This is a genomic window from Streptomyces sp. Xyl84, assembly GCF_059731885.1.
Genome location: NZ_AP029182.1, coordinates 5,023,098 through 5,042,438, shown reverse-complemented (window position 1 = coordinate 5,042,438; position 19,341 = coordinate 5,023,098). Strand labels below are relative to the sequence as shown.

At 73.4% G+C, this 19,341-nt stretch carries 13 protein-coding genes and 3 tRNA genes; 7 read left to right on the top strand and 9 right to left on the bottom strand.

What is annotated here, in order from left to right; translation table 11 throughout:
• Positions 1-148: 148 nt before the first annotated feature.
• Entirely contained in the window at positions 149-3,826 is a 3,678-nt protein-coding gene (locus tag AC6I72_RS21835) for a S8 family serine peptidase (protein ID WP_498002820.1), read from the bottom strand.
• A 323-nt stretch (positions 3,827-4,149) separates the two neighbouring features.
• On the opposite strand from AC6I72_RS21835, the gene AC6I72_RS21830 reads away from it, so the two are divergent.
• Complete coding sequence (locus AC6I72_RS21830) at positions 4,150-5,187, top strand: rod shape-determining protein (protein ID WP_498002819.1); 1,038 nt, start codon at positions 4,150-4,152, stop codon at positions 5,185-5,187.
• 38 nt (positions 5,188-5,225) lie between these two features.
• On the opposite strand, the gene AC6I72_RS21825 is transcribed toward AC6I72_RS21830, so the two are convergent.
• Together AC6I72_RS21825 and AC6I72_RS21820 are read right to left on the bottom strand one after the other, a co-directional pair.
• Positions 5,226-6,158, bottom strand: coding sequence for an anti-sigma factor RsbA family regulatory protein (locus tag AC6I72_RS21825; protein ID WP_498002818.1), 933 nt, complete (start codon positions 6,156-6,158; stop codon positions 5,226-5,228).
• A complete protein-coding gene (locus tag AC6I72_RS21820) occupies positions 6,155-6,523 on the bottom strand; it encodes an STAS domain-containing protein (RefSeq protein ID WP_366724377.1) in 369 nt (122 codons plus the stop codon). Before AC6I72_RS21820 ends, AC6I72_RS21825 begins: the two co-directional genes overlap by 4 nt.
• A gap of 227 nt (positions 6,524-6,750) precedes the next feature.
• Between AC6I72_RS21820 and AC6I72_RS21815 the strand changes: the two genes are divergently transcribed.
• A complete protein-coding gene (locus AC6I72_RS21815) occupies positions 6,751-7,566 on the top strand; it encodes an ANTAR domain-containing protein (RefSeq protein ID WP_498002817.1) in 816 nt (271 codons plus the stop codon).
• A gap of 90 nt (positions 7,567-7,656) precedes the next feature.
• Positions 7,657-7,830, top strand: coding sequence for a hypothetical protein (locus AC6I72_RS21810; protein ID WP_199811557.1), 174 nt, complete (start codon positions 7,657-7,659; stop codon positions 7,828-7,830).
• Between the two features lie 202 nt (positions 7,831-8,032).
• Here the strand turns inward: AC6I72_RS21810 and AC6I72_RS21805 are convergent.
• The 3 genes from AC6I72_RS21805 to AC6I72_RS21795 all read right to left on the bottom strand — a co-directional run bounded on the left by AC6I72_RS21805 (position 8,033) and on the right by AC6I72_RS21795 (position 8,468).
• A tRNA-Ile gene (locus tag AC6I72_RS21805) sits at positions 8,033-8,106 on the bottom strand.
• 211 nt (positions 8,107-8,317) lie between these two features.
• Positions 8,318-8,390: transfer RNA gene (locus AC6I72_RS21800), tRNA-Asn, on the bottom strand.
• 5 nt (positions 8,391-8,395) lie between these two features.
• A tRNA-Asn gene (locus tag AC6I72_RS21795) sits at positions 8,396-8,468 on the bottom strand.
• Between the two features lie 144 nt (positions 8,469-8,612).
• Here AC6I72_RS21795 and AC6I72_RS21790 point away from each other — a divergent pair.
• From AC6I72_RS21790 to AC6I72_RS21775, 4 genes are all read left to right on the top strand, one after another.
• Positions 8,613-8,897: a YtxH domain-containing protein gene (locus tag AC6I72_RS21790; RefSeq protein WP_498002815.1), complete on the top strand. Its 285-nt coding sequence runs from the start codon at positions 8,613-8,615 to the stop codon at positions 8,895-8,897.
• Positions 8,898-8,988: 91 nt separating this feature from the next.
• On the top strand, positions 8,989-10,464 hold the full coding sequence (locus AC6I72_RS21785; RefSeq protein ID WP_498002813.1) for a xylulokinase: 1,476 nt from the start codon (positions 8,989-8,991) through the stop codon (positions 10,462-10,464).
• Positions 10,465-10,681: 217 nt separating this feature from the next.
• The gene (locus AC6I72_RS21780; RefSeq protein WP_498002811.1) at positions 10,682-12,415 is read left to right on the top strand and encodes an ABC transporter ATP-binding protein; all 1,734 of its coding nucleotides are present in this window, start codon (positions 10,682-10,684) and stop codon (positions 12,413-12,415) included.
• The gene (locus AC6I72_RS21775; RefSeq protein WP_498002809.1) at positions 12,415-14,343 is read left to right on the top strand and encodes an ABC transporter ATP-binding protein; all 1,929 of its coding nucleotides are present in this window, start codon (positions 12,415-12,417) and stop codon (positions 14,341-14,343) included. The genes AC6I72_RS21780 and AC6I72_RS21775 overlap by 1 nt, the downstream gene beginning before the upstream one ends.
• A gap of 59 nt (positions 14,344-14,402) precedes the next feature.
• Here the strand turns inward: AC6I72_RS21775 and AC6I72_RS21770 are convergent, their stop codons facing one another.
• From AC6I72_RS21770 to AC6I72_RS21760, 3 genes are all read right to left on the bottom strand, one after another.
• Positions 14,403-15,539: an RNA polymerase sigma factor gene (locus tag AC6I72_RS21770; RefSeq protein WP_498002808.1), complete on the bottom strand. Its 1,137-nt coding sequence runs from the start codon at positions 15,537-15,539 to the stop codon at positions 14,403-14,405.
• A gap of 397 nt (positions 15,540-15,936) precedes the next feature.
• A complete protein-coding gene (dnaG, locus tag AC6I72_RS21765; RefSeq protein ID WP_498002807.1) occupies positions 15,937-17,859 on the bottom strand; it encodes a DNA primase in 1,923 nt (640 codons plus the stop codon).
• Positions 17,860-17,897: 38 nt separating this feature from the next.
• Positions 17,898-19,163 carry an NAD(P)/FAD-dependent oxidoreductase gene (locus tag AC6I72_RS21760; RefSeq protein WP_498002806.1) on the bottom strand — a complete coding sequence of 422 codons (1,266 nt, stop codon included), beginning with the start codon at positions 19,161-19,163 and terminating at the stop codon, positions 17,898-17,900.
• Between the last annotated feature and the right edge of the window lie 178 nt (positions 19,164-19,341).

Genomic DNA, 19,341 nt, shown 5'->3' with positions numbered 1-19,341 from the left:
CTCACTGACGTCCTCGCCGGCCTGATCCACATCGTCGGCTGGCTGGTCTGACGGCAGCGACAGCGCAGACAGCACGGCGGCGCCGCCTCCCCGTCCCAGGGAGGCGGCGCCGCCCGCGTGTGCGCGGGATCTCTCGGGACGCGCTGACTCAGCGCCGCCCCACACCCACGGCCCGGACCAGCTCCTGCCGCACGGACCCGCCCCGGTCGTCGCCCGCGAAGGCCCGCAGCGAGACGGTGGCCGCGCCGCGCGGCACGGTGAGCGTGCCCTTCCAGGAGGCGTGGGAGCCGCTGAGCCGCACCTCCTGCCACGTCCCGCCCTCGTCGTAGGAGACCTCCAGCCGCCCTCCGGAGATGGTGCCGGTACCGGGCGCGCCCGCCACGTACTCGGCGTGCAGGCCCACCGGGATCCGGCCGCCGGCCCGCAGCTCGCCCGCGAGGTCGGTGTCCAGGGCGAATCCGAGGTTGATCAGCGGCAGCGCGGTCCACCTGTCACCGGGCGTGGCCGCCGAGCGGAACGTCCACTCGGCGTGGCCCCGGCTCGCGAGCTTCCAGCGGGCCGGGTCGAGCGCGGTGTCGGTGACGAGCTTGTAGGTGTGCTCGTCGGCGGGCGCGTCCCACACGTACGCGGCCGAACTGCCGCCCCGGTCGACCTCCTTGCCGTCCAGGTAGGCCACCGTGGTCTGGGTCATGCCGCTGTCCGCGCTCCACACGTCGCCGAAGCCGGTGTGGTCGGGCCCGGAGTCGCCCCAGCCGGGGGCGTTGAACCGGATGGTGTCGCCCGACCGCTGCTGCCCCCAGCCGAGGCCGGTGCCCAGCCACGGGTGCAGGACGGGCTTGAACCAGTCCAGTTCCCCGTGCGAGCCGCCGGTGTAGCGGACCAGGCCGCTGCGCTCCTCCAGGGTGCCCTCGCCGAGCGTCACGGACTCGTGCCAGCGCTGGCCGGGGCCGGTGGAGACGTAGTCGGTGCGCTCGGCCGGGAGGCCGACGCTCTCCTGGAAGCCGATGCCGACGGGGAAGGTGTCGGTGATCGAGTACCGGAACTCGCCGCCGCCCGTCGCCCGGCCGGCGTGGAACTTCACGTCGAGGGCGGCCAGTTGCCGGTGGTCCGGCCGGTAGGTCAGGTCACGGTCGGGGACGGCGCCCGGGTGGCCCTCCGAGAGGTCGTAGACGTACGGGGTGTGGCGGGTGCCGGTCATGTCGACGCGGTGGGCGGCGCGCAGCCGGGCCGCGTCGGCGGCGTTCACCGAGGCGATCTGGAGCGGGCGGTCGGCGTTGTCGTCGGTGCCCCACCACAGGCTGAGCCGGCCGGGCGCGTCGTCGGTCACGAACAGCGCCCGCACGCCCGCGTCCTGGGCGGCCTGGGCGAGGGCGGCGGGGTCGCCGCCCTCCGGGAGCCGGGCCAGGACCGCCTTGCCGCGCACGTCCGAGCCGGTGAAGTCCCCGGTGCCGACGTCGACCAGCGGGAGCCTGCTGCGGCCCTCGGCCAGGGTGCTGCCCGCCTGGACGAGGGCGTCACCGATCCCCTTGACCTCCAGGAGGGGCTTGCCGAGCCGCCACACGGTCCGGTACTCGAAGCTGCCCTGCTTCACCGGCGTCGTCGGCGCCGCGAAGACGCTGTCGTACATCAGGGGCACCTGGACGGCGCCGAACAGGTCGGAGCCGCCCGCCTTGCGGTCGTACTCCATGAGGAGCTGCCGCTGTTCGGTGCGGCGGCCGGCGTCGGCGCGGACCTCGCGCAGCCGGCGTCCGTCCAGGGTGATCTCGCGGTCCTGGTCGAGGGTGATCTCGGGGGCGGCGAGGAAACCGAGTCCGAGGGAGTCGGCGCCGTGGCTGCCGCGCACGTCCAGGAAGGAGGAGACGCTGTAGGCGCCCGGCTTCAGCCGCAGCCGCAGGGTGCCGGAGTCGTCGACGCGGGCGCTGAACGGGTCGGCCCCCGCGGCGAGTTGCTGCACGGCGAGGTCGGCGGCGGTGGCGGCGCCTGACCGGTCCTTGACGTGCACGGTGAGGGTGTAGCGCTCGTCCTCCTTGACCAGCCCGAAAGCGGTGTGCGCGACGGGGGTGCCGGCGGCCGAGGCCACGATCTGCCCGCTGGTGGTCCCCACCGGCGCCTTCGCGCCGTCACCCGTGACGGTGGTGGAGGCGGTGCCGTGGGCGGGCACGGTCAGCTTCGTGGCGGCGAGGGTGGCCACGCCCTCGGGGGCGCCCTGCACGGCCAGGGTCAGGTCGACGGGCCGGTCGGCGGAGTTGGTGTAGGTGAGGGTGCGGGTGACCGGCTCGTTCCCGTCGTAGGGCCAGCCGTAGAAGCCGAGGTCGGCGCTGCCGGTGGCGGTGACCTCGGCGGCCACCGCGTCGGGCACGCTGACCCGGCCCGCGCCCAGCGTGTAGGCGGAGGCGTCCAGCCGCTCCGACGTCGACATCAGCGCGTCCTTGAGCCGGGCCGCGCTCCAGTCGGGGTGTTCCTGGGCGAGCAGCGCGGCGACCCCGGCGACGTGCGGCGTCGCCATGGACGTACCGCTCATGGTCGTGTAGTCGCCGCTGCCCTCGGTGAGGCGGGAGCGGGCGGCGAGGATGTCGACGCCGGGTGCCGCGAGGTCGGGCTTGAGGGCGTTGTCGCCCAGGCGCGGTCCGGCGCTGGTGAAGTAGGCGGCCCGGTCGGCGGAGTCGACCGCGGAGACGGTCAGGGCCGCGTCGGCGGCGCCGGGCGAGCCGATGGAGGAGGGCGCTCCGGTGTTCCCGGCGGCGATCACGAAGAGCGCGCCGGTCTGCGCGGTCAGGGTGTTCACCGCCTGCGCCATGGGGTCGGTGCCGTCGCTGGCCTCGGTGGAGCCCAGCGACATGGACACGATCCGCGCGTGCACATCCCGCGCGGCCCACTCCATGCCGGCGATGATCTGCGACTCGCTGCCGGTGCCCTGGTCGTCGAGGACCTTGCCGACGGCGAGCGTGGCGTCGGGGGCGACACCCTTCTCCTTGCCGCCGGAGGCCGCGCCGCTGCCGCCGACGGTGGAGGTCACGTGCGTGCCGTGGCCGTTGCGGTCGGCGACCTCCTCGCCGGGGATGAAACTCCTGGTCTGCGTGACCCGTCCGGCGAGGTCGGGGTGGGTGGTGTCGACTCCCGTGTCGAGGACGGCGACGGTGACGCCCTTGCCGGTCAGCCCGGCCTCCCACGCCTTCGGCGTGCCGATCTGGGCGTTGGACTCGGCCATGTCGGCGCTGACCCGGCCGTCCAGCCAGACCTTCTCGACGCCCTGCGCCGACAGGCCGCGCGCCGTGCCCGGCCGGGCGAACTCCCGCCAGAACGCCCGCCCCTTGTCCGCCTCCACGGCCGCGCCGTGCACGCTGGCGAGGTTCCGTGTCCGCTCCGCGCCGCGCGGGGTGCGCACCGCCTGCCCCTTGCCGTAGGTCACGATCAGCGGCAGCTCACCGGTGCTCCGGTCGCCGAGCCCCTGGCGCAGCAGCTCGCTGACGTCGAACAGCCGCGGGTCGAGCCGGCCCGCCCGCAGATAGGGACGTGCCTCGTCCGGTACGACGGTGACGGCGCCGTCGGCCACGCTGGTCCGCACGGCGCCGACGGCCCCGGCGGGCCGCTGCACCGTGACCGTGCTCCGGCCGCCGCCGAGCGGGGTGAGGGTGACCCGGTCGCCGGTGACGAGGGTGACGGTGCGGGCGGCGTCCGGCTTCGCGGCTCCGGCGGCCCCCGGGGCGGAGGCGCCGGGGCGGGGGGCGGCGGCCTGCTGGGCGGCGGCCTGCCCGGCGGGCAGCAGGGCGATCACGAGCCCGGCCGACAGGAGGGTCGCTCTCCGTCTGCCTGGTCCTCTGCTCATCCGTGCCTCTCTTCGTTTCGGAAGCTGCGTCGAATGGTGCGTCGAGTGCTGCATCGAGTGCTGCGAAGAGTGTCAGGAGACTTGTGTGGCAGGGGAGTTGACGAGGGCTGGCGGATGGCTGCCGTGGCAGGTTCCCGCCAGGACAAGGCCGCCCACTTTACGCTTATCCGGCGTTCGTCCGGCGGACCGCCACCAAATGCACTCGTCCAGCGGCACCCCGCCCGGCCCCCTTGAACAGGCGCCCGCTCCCCCGTGCCGCGCACGATGCGAAAGAGGCCGCCGCCCGGCGACCGCCACGGTCCGCGCTCTCGGGAGGATCAGCCATGACCGCCAGTCTGGAGCAGTTGCGCCGCTGCCATGTCGCCGTCGATCTGGGGGCGGCCCGGACCCGTGTGTACGTCAAGGGGGCCGGAGTCGTCGTCGACCAGCCCTCGGTCGCCGCCGTCAACACCCGTACCGGTGCGCTGATCGCGGTCGGCGAGTTCGCGGAGCGGATGACGGGCCGCACCCCCGACTACATCCGCGTGGTCCGCCCGGTCTCCGGCGGCACGGTCATCGACATCGAGATGGCGCAGCGCATGCTGCGGCACCTGCTCGGCGACAGGATGCGCCGCTCGCTGCGCCGCAAGGCCCGGTTGCGGGCGGCGGCCTGCACCCCGCACGACGCCGACCCGCTGGCCCGGCGCGCCACCGTGGAGACGCTGGTCGGCCTCGGTGCTCGCCGGGTCGAACTCGTCGACACGCTCATCGCCGCGGCCGTCGGCTGCGGACTGCCCGTGGAACGGCCCGAGGCCACCATGATCATGGTGTGCGGCGCGGCCGCGACCCAGGTGGCCGTCCTCTCCCTCGGTTCGATCGTCGCCGCCGTACGGATGCCCGTGGGCGGGGAGGCGGTCGACCACGCGATCGTGCAGCACCTGCGCCAGGAACACGCGTTGGTGCTGCCCAGCCAGTCCGTACGGCCGCTGCAACTCGCCCTGCACGACAACGGGCTGACCGCGCACGGCCCGGCGGCCACCGAGATCCACGGACGGGACGTGGCCACCGGGCTCGCCCGGTCCGTCCTCGTCGACACCGCCGCCGTGCGGGAGGCCATCCAGACACCGCTGACCGCCGTGCTCGACGGCATCTACAAGGTGCTGCGGGAGTGCCCGCCCGACCTGGTGGCCGACCTCGCCGACCGCGGCATCATGATGGTCGGCGGCTCCGCGCTGCTGCCCGGCCTCGACCAGATGCTGCGCCGGGCCACGGGCATGCCGGTGCACATCGCCGAACGCCCCGACGTGTGCGCGGTGCAGGGTTTGGGCGACATGCTGGAGGGCCGGATCGAGCCACTGGTGCTGGACCCGCTGGGGGCGTAGGCCCTACCTGTACGCCGGGCCCACGGGGTGCGCCGGGCTCACGGGGTGAGCCAGGCGCGGACCGTGGTGCCCTCGCCGCCGGCGTGCAGGCGGACGAGGTCGGCCAGCAGGTTGACCATCAACAGGCCGCGTCCACCGCGCTGGTCGCGGGCGGCGGGCCTGCGTCCGGCCAGCGGGTCCTCCAGGCGCCCCGCGTCCCGCACCTCGCACAGCACCTGGCCGTCCGCGGCCCACACCCGCACCTCGCCCCGGCCGCCGCCGTGCACCACGCTGTTGGTGGTCAGTTCGGCCGCCACCAGCGCGAGGTCCTCCAGCCGGGTCCCGCTCAGCCCGAGCCGCGCGCCCTCGGCGACGGCGACGTGCCGCGCCTGCGAGAGGGTCTCGGCGGTGAACCGGAAGGCCGGCGCGTCCGGGGCGGCGGGCAGCGGCTCGTTGTACCGGGCGACGACGCCCGCCGGGTCGTACGCCTCGCTGGCCCGCTCCCCCGCGGCACCGGCCGGGATGACCACGGGGTGGGTGGCGTGCGCGTCGGCGAGGACCCGCTCGTCCAGGCGTACGGCGTCGTAGGGGCACAGGATGGTCACCTCGCGGCCCTCGAACGCCGCGTTGATCAGCGCCTCGTGCTGGGCGCAGGCGGGGTACTCGGCCGGGGTGCGCCCGGCCCAGATCGGCTCGCCGATGATGCGCACCCGGCGGCCGGCGGGCTGGGCGTCGGCGAAGGCCCGCAGGACACCGGGGATGATCCGCCCGGGATTGCGGCCGGCCTCCCGCATGTCCAGCAGCCGCACCTGCCGTGCGACGGCGCCCAGTTCGGCCTCGATCAGTCTCAGGTTCTCGCCCGGCACGGCCACCGCGACCGGCTCACCGGCCTCCAGCGCGGCCCGTACGAAGGGCACGGTGCCGGCGAGGTACTCCTGCTCGTCGCGGTAGAACAGGGCGGGGTGGACGAAGGGGCGGGCCGTCGCGGTCATGAGGCCGTCACCTCGATCCCCGGCAGTCCCGGCCAGAACAGCTCCAGCAGCCGGGGCAGCGCGGGCGGCGGACGGTGCAGCACCATGCGGCGGCCGGGCCCGAGCCGCCGGGCGGCGTCCGCGAGCGCGCCGGCGCCGGCCACGTCGACGAACGTCACGTCCGAAAGCTCCAGGCGGTACACGTCCTCACCTCCGCTCAGCGCCTGTTCCAGCACGCGCTCCCATACCCCACGGGTGGCCAGGCTCACCTCGCCCGCCGCCCTCACCCCCGCGCGCCCGGCCAGCGGGGACACCGCCAGCACGGGTGCGGCGGTGTCCGCGAGAGCGGGGTCCGGCGAGGCCGGCTCACGGTAAGGAAGGTCCACGCCGTCTCCCTGTCACCCCTGAACGGTCGCCGACGAACGGGAGAACAGTACGCCCCGGGGCCGCCGCCATGTGTAGGGAGCCGCCCACCGGGCAGGCGGACGTCAGCGCCGCCGGTGACCGAGCGGCCCCGCGCCGTCACGCGCGGTCCCGCACACCGGCGCCGGAGCCGTGGCGGCACACGCACGGCCGGGGACGGAACAAGGCGGGGACGGAACAAGGCGGGGACATGACCTCAGCGGCACCAGCACCTCTCGCTCGACGGCTCAGCGCACTGGCCCGCACACTGACCATCGGCGTCCGCACGGACCCGGACGGCCGGGCCTCGCTCACCCCGCGCGGGGAACTGGTCCACGGCTGCGCGGGCGTCCTGACCACGGCCCTGGCCCGCCTGCCCGCGGGAATCGGCCGTGTCGACCTGGACATGGCCGCGGTGACCTTCATGGACTCGGCCGGACTGGAGTTCCTGGACGTCCTGGACGCGTTCGGCCGCACGGCGCCCGCCCGGGTGACGGCGACCGGCTGGACGGGGCAGCCGCGCCGGGTGCTGGAACTGGCCGGCCTGGACACCACCGACCCGCTCGACCCGATCGGCCGCGCCGTACCGCCGCCCCGCGGACCCGGGTCCTGCGCACAGGCACCCGCCCCGGACGCGTCCACCACGGACCCGCCCCTCGCCCGCGCCCCCCGCACGCCCGCGCTGCTCGCGCTGGTGCCCTCCGCCGTGGCCGACGAGCGCACGGAACGGCTGCTGGAGCTGGAGCAGGAGGTGCGGCAACTGCGCCGCGCCCTCGTCTCCCGCCCGGTGATCGACCAGGCGCGCGGCATCCTGATGGCCGCCCACGCCTGCACCCCGCAGCAGGCCTGGGACATCCTCCGCGAGGCCTCCCAGCGGTCCAACACCAAGCTGCGGACGGTGGCCGCCGCGGTCACCGCGGGCGCGCAGCCGGGCGGCCCCGCTCCCCCGGAGGAGATCCGCGCGGCCCTGCGTTCGGCGGTCGTACGGACGACGGGCACCGGACCGGCCGGTCCCGTCGCCGGGTGACGAGGGGCCCCCTGGGGCGCGCGGACGTTCCGTTCCGGGCCGGGGCGGGTACCCGGCGGGCGAGTGGCCACCCCGTCCCCAGGAGTCACCATGCGAGAGCACACCCCCTCCCAGGCCGAGGGCGAGCGGGACGACAACGACGCCCGGCGCACCGCCGAGGCCCCGGACACGCCCTACCCGACGCCTTCCCAGGCCGAGGGCGACCGCGACGACCTCCCGGAGACGGCCGACGCCGCCGACGCGGAGGACGGCCGCCGCCCGTGAGTTCCTGACCCGCCGTCCCTGGGCCGCACCGCGGCCGGCCCGGCTCGCCGCGGAGCCCGTCCCGGGATCCGTCCGCCGCCGCCCGGGCCCGAGCGGGTACCGTCCTGACCCGAGCGAGTGAACGAGGGCCGCCGCATCAGCGCGGCGACCCTCGTGTTCGCGTCCTCGCAGGTAGAAACGCTTCTGCCCGCGTAACGCCCGGTGGGGCGGGTGGGACTCGAACCCACGGCCGACGGATTATGAGTCCGCTGCTCTAACCGGCTGAGCTACCGCCCCGTCCGGCGCGTCGCGTACACGTGTGCGCGCCGTCTGCCGCAGCATAGCCGCTCATACGATCTCCTGCTTCGCCGTGGTCGCTCGCTGCGGTCCTTCCTGACCTTGAGGACTCCTGCGAGGTCACGGCGGTTCCCCCGAACACAGGTCCGGCGGGTGCCCGTGTCCGGAGCCGGACATGAAAAAGGACCCCGAAGGGTCCTCGTTCAGCATGCTCCCCCGACTGGACTCGAACCAGTAACCTGCCGGTTAACAGCCGGCTGCTCTGCCAATTGAGCTACGGAGGACCGAGCTCCCCCGACTGGACTCGAACCAGTAACCTGCCGGTTAACAGCCGGCTGCTCTGCCAATTGAGCTACGGAGGAATGCCTCGTCGCATCGAACGCGGCTTCCGGGGTAGTCCCCGGGGAGCGTGCGCTCGCTGCGACACATACATTAGCGCAAGCAGGGGGGTGCTCCGCCAATCGGTTCCCCCGGGCTCCGACGTCGAGGCAAGGAAGGGTGGCACCATGCGCTACCGGCTCGTGTTCATCGCAGGGCTGGCCGTGGGTTACGTACTGGGCACCAAGGCGGGACGTGAGCGCTACGAGCAGCTCCGCAAGTCCGCGCGCCAGGTGGCGCAGAACCCGGCCGTGCGCAACACCGCGGAGACCGCCGCGCAGCAGGGGAGGCAGTTCGCGGGCAAGGCGTACCACGCGGTGAGCGAGAAGGTCGGCGACCGCGTGCCGGACTCGGTCGCCCAGCGGGTCCGCTCCCTGCGCGAGCGCGCGGGCCGCGACGGCGCCGACGACTGAGGCACCAGCAACACGTGACGCGCCGCCGGTTCCCCCGGCGACTTCCCGCCCCCGGCCCGGACGGCCGCGGCGATGCGGCAGAATTTTCCGCATGGGGATAGTCGCCGGGTTGGACAGTTCACCCGATTTCACTCGCATCGTGGTCTGTGACACGGAGACGGGCGCCGTGCTCCGGCAGGGCTACGCGCCGCATCCGGTGGAGAGCCCCGAAGGAGGGGGGCGCCCCGCCGACGTCGATCCACAGGCCTGGCTGCTGTCGCTCGGGGAGGCCGCGGGCGGCGGACTGCTGGAGGGCGTGCAGGCGATCGGCGTCTCCGCCCAGCAGAACGCGCTGGTCCCGCTCGACGGGCAGGGCGCCACGGTGCGCCCCGCGCTGGTGGGCGGCGACCGGCGGGCCCAGGTCTCCGCGGCGGATCTGATCGACTCGCTCGGCGGCCGCGAGGCGTGGGCGCAGGCGGTCGGCTGCGTGCCGCAGGCCGCGCAGCCGGTGACGAAGCTGCGCTGGCTGGCGAAGAACGAGCCGGAGGCGGCCGGCCGGGTCGCCGTGCTGATGCAGGCGCACGACTGGCTGGTGTGGCAGCTGCTGGGCCGTCCGGTGCGGCGCACCACCGACCGCGGCGGCGCCTCCGGCACCGGCTACTGGTCGGCGGCCACCGGCGCCTACCGGCCCGATCTGGTCGAGCTGGCGCTCGGCCACCAGGCGGTCCTGCCCGAGGTGATCGGCCCGGCCGAGGCGGCCGGCACGACGCCGGAGGGGCTGCTGATCTCGGCCGGCACCGGGGAGACCATGGCCGCCGCCTTCGGTCTGGGGCTGGAGCTCGGGGACGCGGTGGTGTCGCTGGGCGCCTCGGGGTCGGTGATGGCCGTGCATCCCGAGGCGCTGGTGGACCAGACCGGGATGATCACCTCGCTGGCCGACGCGACCGGCATGCACCTGCCGGTGGTCACCACGCTGAACGCCGTACGGGCGCTGCGCGGCACCGCCGAACTGCTGGGCCTGCCCGACCCGGAGGCCCTGTCCGAGCTGGCGATGAAGTCGACCCCGGGTGCCCACGGGCTCGTCCTCCTGCCGTACCTGGAGGGCGAGCGGACGCCCGCGCTGCCGCACACCGCCGGGACGCTGGCGGGTCTGCGGCGCGAATCGATGAAGCCGGAGCACCTGGCGCGGGCCGCGTTCGAGGGCATGCTGTGCGGGCTCGCGGACGCGCTGGACGTGCTGCGCGGCCGGGGGGTGGAGGTGCGGCGGGTCTTCCTGCTCGGGCCGGCCGCCGAACTGCCCGCGGTGCAGGCGGCGGCGCCCTCGCTGTTCGGCGCGCAGGTCGTCGTGCCGCAGCCCGCGGACTACGCGGCGATCGGCGCCGCCCGGCAGGCGGCCTGGGCGCTCGGCGTCTCGCAGGGCGCCCTCGATCCGCGCACCCCGCCGGCCTGGCAGGGCGCGGCCGCGCAGGTCCTGGAGCCCGGTGAGGACCTGGCGGTGGGCCAGGCGGTCCGTCAGCAGTACGTGGCGGTGCGGGAGCAGACCCATCCGGGTGCCTTCACCGCGCAACCCGGTACGTTCACCGCATGAGCCGCGGAGCGGACGAAAGGTGAAAAGCGTCTGCGGAGCACCGCAGGTATGACGGAACGGGGCATCTTGCGGGCGGTCTCCCGGCTGACGGCGCGTCGGCCGGGGGCGGCCCGGCGGTTCTATCGGGTTAATCAGTTGAGGTAACGCGGGTGGAGTGTTCGACGATAGGTGCCAGGGGACACCGACCGCCCCCACCGCCGACTCCGAGAGACCCAGCGTGCTCATACGACTTCTGCGGACCTATCTCAGGCCCTACAAGAAACCCATCACCCTCCTGGTGCTGCTGCAGTTCCTGCAGACCTGCGCCACCCTCTACCTGCCCACCCTGAACGCCCACATCATCGACAAGGGTGTGGTGAAGGGCGACACGGACTACATCCTGACGTTCGGCGCCGTGATGATCGCCATCTCGCTGGTGCAGGTGGGGTGCAACATCGGTGCCGTGTACTACGGCGCCAAGACCGCCTCCTCGCTCGGCCGGGACGTGCGGGCCGCCGTCTTCGACCGCGTGCAGTCCTTCTCGGCGCGCGAGGTCGGCCAGTTCGGCGCGCCCTCGCTCATCACGCGTACGACCAATGACGTCCAGCAGGTACAGATGCTGGCCCTGATGACGTTCACCCTGATGGTGTCGGCGCCCATCATGTGTGTGGGCGGTGTCGTGCTGGCCCTCGGTCTGGACGTGCCGTTGTCGGGGGTCCTGGTCGCCGTCGTACCGGTGCTGGGCATCTGCGTGACGCTGATCGTGCGCCGGCTGCGCCCGCTGTTCCGGTCCATGCAGACCCGCCTGGACACGGTGAACCGGGTGCTGCGCGAGCAGATCAGCGGCAACCGCGTCATCCGGGCCTTCGTCCGCGACGAGTACGAGAACGACCGCTTCCGCGAGGCCAACGGGGACCTGACCGAGATGTCCCTGGCCACCGGCCGGATGCTCGCCCTGATGTTCCCGATCGTGATGACGGTGGTCAACCTGTCGTCCATCGCGGTGGTGTGGTTCGGCGCGCACCGCATCGACAGCGGCGGGATGATGATCGGTGACCTCACCGCGTTCCTGGCCTACCTGATGCAGATCGTGATGTCCGTCATGATGGCCACCTTCATGTTCATGATGGTGCCGCGCGCGGAGGTCTGCGCCGAACGCGTCCAGGAGGTCCTCTCCACCGAGTCCAGCGTCGTGCCGCCGCTCGCGCCGGTGCGTGAACTGCGCCGCCACGGCCACCTGGAGCTGCGCGGGGCGGGCTTCCGCTACCCGGGTGCCGAGGAGCCCGTGCTGCGCGCCGTCGACCTGGCCGCCCGCCCCGGCGAGGTGACCGCCGTCATCGGCTCGACCGGCAGCGGCAAGTCCACCCTGCTGGGCCTGGTCGCCCGCCTGTTCGACGCGACGGAGGGCGAGGTCCTGGTCGACGGCGTGGACGTGCGGACGGTGGACGCGAAGCTGCTGGCGAAGACCGTCGGCATGGTGCCGCAGAAGCCGTACCTGTTCGCCGGCACGGTCGCCACCAACCTGCGCTACGGCAACCCGGACGCCACCGACGAGGAACTGTGGCACGCGCTGGAGGTGGCGCAGGCCAAGGACTTCGTCGGCAGGCTGGAGGGCGGGCTCGACGCGCCCATCGCCCAGGGCGGCACCAACGTGTCCGGCGGCCAGCGCCAGCGCCTGGCCATCGCCCGCACCCTCGTGCAGCGCCCGGAGATCTACCTCTTCGACGACTCCTTCTCCGCACTCGACTACGCCACCGACGCGGCCCTGCGCGCCGCGCTGGGCCGCGAGACCGCCGAGGCGACCGTCGTCATCGTCGCCCAGCGGGTGGCGACCATCCGCGAGGCCGACCGGATCATCGTCCTGGACGAGGGACGGGTCGTCGGCACCGGCCGCCACCACGAGCTGATGGCGGACAACGAGACGTACCGGGAGATCGTGCTCTCCCAGCTGACGGAAGCGGAGGCTGCCTGATGGCCGGGCCGATGGGGCGGATGATGGCCGGGGGCTCCCCGGACAGCCGCTCGATGGACTTCAAGAAGTCGGGCAAGCGGCTCATCACCCAGTTCAGACCCGAACGGGCCACGATCGGCATCCTGCTGGCGTGCGTGGTGGTGAGCGTCACCCTCAGCGTCATCGGGCCGAAGATCCTCGGCAAGGCCACCGACCTGGTCTTCGCCGGCATCATCGGCCGGCAGTTCCCGGCCGGCATGACCAAGGACGAGACCCTCGCCTCACTGCGCGCGCACGGCCAGGGCTCGGTCGCCGACATGCTCAGGAGCACGGACTTCACCCCCGGCCAGGGCATCGACTTCGGTGCCGTCGGCGAGGTCCTGCTCTTCGCGCTGGGCACGTTCCTCGTCGCCGGTCTGCTGATGGCGGTGGCGACCCGGCTGGTGAACCGGTCGGTCAACCGGACCATGTTCCGGATGCGCGAGGACGTGCAGACCAAGCTGTCGCGGCTGCCGCTGTCGTACTTCGACAAGCGCCAGCGCGGTGAGGTGCTCTCCCGCGCCACCAACGACATCGACAACATCGGGCAGACCCTGAACCAGTCGATGGGCCAGCTCATCAACTCGCTGCTGACCATCGTCGGCGTGCTCATCGTGATGTTCTGGGTCTCCTGGCTGCTGGCGCTGGTCGCGCTGGTCACCGTGCCGCTGTCGTTCGTCGTGGCGACCCGGGTGGGCAAGCGGTCCCAGCCGCACTTCGTGCAGCAGTGGCGCTCCACCGGCAAGCTGAACGCGCACATCGAGGAGATGTACACCGGCCACGCCCTGGTGAAGGTGTTCGGGCGGCAGGAGGAGTCGGCGCAGCAGTTCGCCGAGCAGAACGAGGCGCTGTACGAGGCCGGGTTCAGGGCGCAGTTCAACAGCGGCATCATGCAGCCGCTGATGATGTTCGTGTCGAACCTGAACTACGTGCTCGTCGCGGTCGTCGGCGGCCTGCGGGTCGCCTCGGGCACGCTGTCCATCGGTGACGTGCAGGCCTTCATCCAGTACTCGCGGCAGTTCTCGATGCCGCTGACGCAGGTCGCGTCGATGGCGAACCTGGTGCAGTCGGGCGTCGCCTCCGCCGAGCGGGTCTTCGAACTCCTGGACGCCGAGGAGCAGGAGGCGGACCCGGTGCCGGGCGTGCGGCCGGAGGAACTGCGCGGGCGGGTCGCGCTGGAGAACGTGTCGTTCCGCTACGAACCGGACAAGCCGCTCATCGAGGACCTGTCGCTGAAGGTCGAGCCGGGCCACACGGTCGCCATCGTCGGCCCGACCGGTGCGGGCAAGACCACGCTGGTCAACCTGCTGATGCGGTTCTACGACGTCACCGGCGGACGGATCACCCTGGACGGTGTGGACATCGCCCGCATGACGCGCGACGAACTGCGCTCGGCCATCGGCATGGTGCTCCAGGACACCTGGCTGTTCGGCGGCACCATCGCGGAGAACATCGCCTACGGCGCCTCCCGCGAGGTCACCCGCGGGGAGATAGAGGAGGCGGCGCGGGCCGCGCACGCGGACCGGTTCGTCCGGACGCTGCCCGACGGCTACGACACGGTGATCGACGACGAGGGCACCGGGGTCAGCGCCGGTGAGAAGCAGCTCATCACCATCGCGCGGGCGTTCCTGTCCGACCCGGTGATCCTCGTCCTGGACGAGGCGACCAGTTCGGTCGACACCCGTACCGAGGTGCTGATCCAGAAGGCGATGGCCAAACTCCAGCACGGCAGGACGTCGTTCGTCATCGCGCACCGGCTGTCCACCATCCGGGACGCCGACACCATCCTCGTCATGGAGAACGGCGCCATCGTCGAACAGGGCGCCCACGACGAGCTGCTGGCCGCCGACGGGGCCTACGCGCGCCTGTACAAGGCGCAGTTCGCGCAGGCGGTCGCCGAGGTCGACTGAGCGGGCCGGAGGACGCGGAACGGGGGCCGCAGCCCGGGTTCGCCCGGGGCGGCCCCCGTTCAGTCCAGGTAGCCGCGCAACTGGTCGGCGAAGGTGTGGTCCCGCAGCTTGTTGAGGGTCTTGGACTCGATCTGGCGGATCCGCTCCCGGGTCACGCCGAACAGCCGCCCTATCTCCTCCAGGGTGCGCGGGCGCCCGTCCACCAGGCCGTAGCGGAGCTGGACGACCTTGCGCTCGCGCTCCCCCAGCGTGGACAGCACGGCCTCCAGGTGCTCGCGCAGCAGCAGGAACGCCGCCGACTCCACGGGGGAGGCGGCGTCGCCGTCCTCGATGAGGTCGCCGAGGGCGACGTCGTCCTCCTCGCCGACCGGGGCGTGCAGGGAGACGGGTTCCTGCGCGAGGCGCAGCACCTCGCTCACGCGCTCGGGCGGCAGTTCCAGCTGGGCGGCGACCTCGGCCGGGGTGGGCTCGTAGCCGCGCTCCTGGAGCATGCGGCGCTGCACCCGGACCACCCGGTTGATCAGTTCGACGACGTGGACGGGCACGCGGATGGTGCGGGCCTGGTCGGCCAGCGCCCGGGACATCGCCTGGCGGATCCACCAGGTCGCGTACGTCGAGAACTTGTAGCCTCGGGCGTAGTCGAACTTCTCCACCGCCCGGATCAGCCCCAGGTTGCCCTCCTGGACCAGGTCCAGCATGGTCAGCCCGCGGCCGACGTACCGCTTGGCGACCGAGACCACGAGCCGCAGGTTGGCCTCGATGAGGCGCCGCTTGGCCATCCGGCCCAGGACGACGAGCCGGTCCAGGTCGACGGCGAGGCCGCTGTCGAGGTCGGGCGTGCTGCTGAGCTTCTCCTCGGCGAACAGCCCGGCCTCGACACGGCGGGCGAGTTCCACCTCCTCGGCCGCGCTGAGCAGCGGGATGCGGCCGATCTCCCGCAGGTACTGCCGGAACAGGTCCGAGGAGGGCCCGCCGCTCTCGGTCCGCGCGGGCGCGGCGGCCGGCCCGCCGGGCTCGGGGGCGTCGGCCTCCGGCTCCCCGGCGGGCGGCTCCTCGGGACCGGCGGTGGGCGGCTCCTCCGCCTCGGCCGGCCCGGCCGCCTCCGGGTGGTGCGCGACCCGGCCCTGCGGGGGCACGGCCGCCCCCAGGACGAGGTCGGTGGCGCTGTCGGTAGGGGTGAGGGTCTGGGTCTGCACGCGGGCGACCTCCAGGGTGATCGCTGCTGACCTGTGCCGCAGCGCTGCTCGGGGGCAGGGGACGACGGCCTCGCCGCTGTCCGTCCGTACGCGAGGAGCACGGTCGCCGGGAGAAGCTCCGTGGGGACGGGCCGGCCGCGCTCCGAGAACTCGGGCACCGGCCCCCAGTGTGGAGTACGACACATCGCCGCCACGAGGGGCGTGCGGTGACTTTTTGCATCCGGTCCGTTACGAGGCGGATATCCGGGCCGTCCGGCGGCGGATCGGCCGAGGGGCGCCGGCGGGAGCGGCGGGCCGCGACACGGCACCCCCGCGGTGACTGCGCGTCTCCAGGCGGTCACCGGCCGCCTGGGATCACCCCGCCCGGGCCGTCCTCACAGGAGCAGCCCCGGGTCTCTCACAGCGCCGCCGCGCCCTTCACGGCCAGTGCCTGGTCGTACTGCTGGAGGATCCACAGTTCGTTCTGGGCGGCGGCCAGGTGGGCGGGGTCGCCGCCGGTGCCCAGGCGGGCGACGGTGCTCGACAGGTCGCGGATGCGGCGTTCGACGGCACGGCGGCGGACCGTCACCAGTTGCGCGCCCGCGTAGGCCTCGTCGACCTCGCGGCGGAGCAGGATCGCCTCCACCGCCAGCTCGGTCACCATGGCGCGGACCGTGTCGTCGGGGGCGGCGTCGCGGACGCGGACCAGGTACTCCTGCGGGTCGGCCGTGCCGTACTCGGCGCCTCCCGCGTCCTGGATCGCCTGGCGTACGGCCGCGTAGGGCGGGGCGGTGAACTCGTCCACGCCGTAGGCGTCGAAGGCCGGGGAGACCAGCTCGGGACGCTGGAGGGCGAGCTTGAGCAGCTCGCGCTCGGTGGCGTGGACGGGGTTGCGCAGGGTGAGCGCGGGGCCGCGGGGCGCGGCGGGCTGTGCGGGGGCGGCGTACTGCTGCCCGCCGCGCTGCTGCCGGTCGGGGCCCGGTCCGCCGCTGCGGCCGGTGCCGCGCTCGCGGGCCCAGCGGGCCAGTTGCGCGACCCGCTTGACCACGAACTGGGTGTCGAGGATGCCGAGGAGCCCGGCGAGCTGGACGGCGACCTCGTGCTGGGCGCCGCTGTTCTTGATCCGGGCGACGACCGGCGCGGCCTCGTCCAGGGCGGCGGCGCGGCCGGCCGGGGTGTCCAGGTCGTAGCGGGCGACGATCTGGCGCAGCGCGAACTCGAAGAGCGGGGTGCGCGGCTGGACCAGGTCGGCGACGGCGTCGTCGCCCTTGGCCAGGCGCAGATCGCAGGGGTCCATGCCGTCGGGGGCGACGGCGATGTACGTCTCGGCGGCGAACTTCTGGTCGTCCTCGAAGGCCCGCAGCGCCGCCTTCTGCCCGGCCGCGTCGCCGTCGAAGGTGAAGATGACCCGTGCGCTGCCGTTGTCCATCAGCAGGCGGCGGAGGATCTTGATGTGGTCGCCGCCGAAGGCCGTGCCGCAGGTCGCGATGGCGGTGGTGACACCGGCGAGATGGCAGGCCATGACGTCGGTGTAGCCCTCGACCACGACCGCCCGGGAGGCCTTCGCGATCTCCTTCTTCGCCAGGTCGATGCCGTACAGGACCTGGGACTTCTTGTAGATCGGCGTCTCGGGCGTGTTGAGGTACTTCGGGCCGGTGTCCGCCTCGTGGAGCTTGCGGGCGCCGAAGCCCACCACCTCGCCGCCGATGTCGCGGATCGGCCACATCAGCCGGCCGCGGAAGCGGTCGATGGGGCCGCGGCGGCCCTCCTGGGCGAGCCCGGACAGGAGCAGTTCCTTGTCGGTGAAGCCCTTGCCGCGCAGGAAGCGGACGAGGTGGTCCCAGCCCTGCGGGCTGTAGCCGACGCCGAAGTGGAGCGCGGCGGCCTGGTCGAAGCCTCGCTCGGCCAGGAAGACGCGGCCGGTCTCGGCCTCGGCGCTGCTCGCGAGCTGTTCGGCGTACCAGTCGGCGGCCAGTTTGTGCGCCTCGACCAGGCGGATGCGCTCGCCGCGCTGGTGGGCGGGGTTGTAGCCGCCCTCCTCGTAGCGCAGGGTGAGGCCGGCCTGGGCGGCCAGCCGCTCGACCGCCTCGGAGAAGGTGAGGTGGTCGACCTTCATCACGAACGTGATGGTGTCGCCGCCCTCCTGGCAGCCGAAGCAGTGGAACAGTCCCTTGCTGGGGCTGACCTGGAAGGACGGCGACTTCTCGTCGTGGAACGGGCACAGGCCCTTGAGGTTGCCGCCGCCCGCGTTGCGCAGCTGGAGGTACTCGGACACCACGGCGTCGATCGGGACCGCGTCCCGTACCGCCTTCACGTCCTCGTCGTTGATCCGTCCTGCCACGGGTGAATTCTACGGGGGCGGTCGGACATCCCCGTGCGTCAGGAGGCGAGGGTGTCCAGCGGCACGTGCGGGTCGGCCAGCGCCTCGGTGTCCACCTGCGTCTTCGTGCGGATCAGGCGCTGGATCGGGTCCGTGACGTCCCACACGTTGACGTTCATCCCGGCCAGCACGCGGCCCTCCTTCACCCAGAACGCGATGAACTCGCGCTTGCCCGCGTCGCCGCGGATCACCACCTGGTCGTACGAGCCCGGGGGCGCCCACCCGCTGTACTCCATCCCGAGGTCGTACTGGTCGGAGAAGAAGTAGGGCACGCGGTCGTAGGTGAGGTCCTGGCCGAGCATCGCGCGGGCGGCGGCCGGGCCGCCGTTGAGGGCGTTGGCCCAGTGCTCGACGCGCAGCCGGGTGCCGAACAGGGCGTGCGGGAAGGCGGCCACGTCGCCGGCGGCGAAGATGTCGGGGTCGGCGGTGCGCAGCCGTTCGTCGACGACGATGCCGCCGCCGTGCGCCCGGTCGGCCAGCTCCAGGCCGGCCGCCTCGGCGAGCGAGGTGCGCGGGGCGGCGCCGATCGCGGCGAGCACGTCGTGGCAGGGGTGTTCCTCGCCGTCGTCGGTGCGGGCGGCCAGCACCATGCCGTCCTGGCCGACGATCTCGGTCAGCCGGGCGCCGAAGTGGAAGCGGACGCCGTGCTCGCGGTGCAGCTCGGCGAAGAGCTGTCCCAGCTCGGGGCCGAGCACGCCGTGCAGCGGGGTGGACGACGGCTCGACGACGGTGACCTCCGCGCCGTACCCGCGGGCCGCCGCGGCGACCTCCAGGCCGATCCAGCCGCCGCCCGCGATCACCAGGTGGCCGTTGTCCCGGCCGAGGTGGGTCAGGACGTTCTTCAGGCGCTCGGCGTGGGCGAGGCGGCGCAGGTGGTGGACGCCGGCGAGGCCGGTGCCGGGAATGTCCAGGCGGCGCGGCTCGGCGCCGGTGGCCAGCAGCAGCTTGTCGTAGCGCACGTGGGTGCCGTCGTCGCCGTAGTGGACGGTCTTGGCGGCGCGGTCGATGGCGACGACGGTCTGGCCGAGGTGCAGCTCGATGTCGTGGCGCGCGTACCAGGCGGGTTCCTGCACGAAGACGCTGTCGCGTTCCTCCTTGCCGAGCAGGTAGCCCTTGGACAGCGGCGGGCGTTCGTAGGGGTGGTCGCGCTCGTCGCAGATGAGGATCACCCGGCCGCTGAACCCTTCCGCGCGCAGCGTCTCGGCCGCCTTGGCGCCGGCCAGACCTCCTCCGACGATGACGAATGTCTGATCCGCGTCGACCACTTGATGCCTCCTGCCGGGGGTCTGGGGGGTGTCCCCCAGGGGAACTGCGGGTGTGCCGCCACATGCGAGCGTCCCGCACGGAGCGTGATGCGGGAAGAGGGAGTGGCCCGATCAGGCCACGCAGGGTCACCTCCGGGCGCCGGGCCCGGGCTCAGCGGTCACCCTGGTCCCACGGGTG

Coding starts and splice junctions, on each gene's coding strand:
- AC6I72_RS21835 (WP_498002820.1), bottom strand. CDS start 3,826: ATGAGCAGAGGACCAGGCAGACGGAGAGCGACCCTCCTGTCGGCCGGG.
- AC6I72_RS21830 (WP_498002819.1), top strand. CDS start 4,150: ATGACCGCCAGTCTGGAGCAGTTGCGCCGCTGCCATGTCGCCGTCGAT.
- AC6I72_RS21825 (WP_498002818.1), bottom strand. CDS start 6,158: ATGACCGCGACGGCCCGCCCCTTCGTCCACCCCGCCCTGTTCTACCGC.
- AC6I72_RS21815 (WP_498002817.1), top strand. CDS start 6,751: ATGACCTCAGCGGCACCAGCACCTCTCGCTCGACGGCTCAGCGCACTG.
- AC6I72_RS21810 (WP_199811557.1), top strand. CDS start 7,657: ATGCGAGAGCACACCCCCTCCCAGGCCGAGGGCGAGCGGGACGACAAC.
- AC6I72_RS21790 (WP_498002815.1), top strand. CDS start 8,613: ATGCGCTACCGGCTCGTGTTCATCGCAGGGCTGGCCGTGGGTTACGTA.
- AC6I72_RS21785 (WP_498002813.1), top strand. CDS start 8,989: ATGGGGATAGTCGCCGGGTTGGACAGTTCACCCGATTTCACTCGCATC.
- AC6I72_RS21775 (WP_498002809.1), top strand. CDS start 12,415: ATGGCCGGGCCGATGGGGCGGATGATGGCCGGGGGCTCCCCGGACAGC.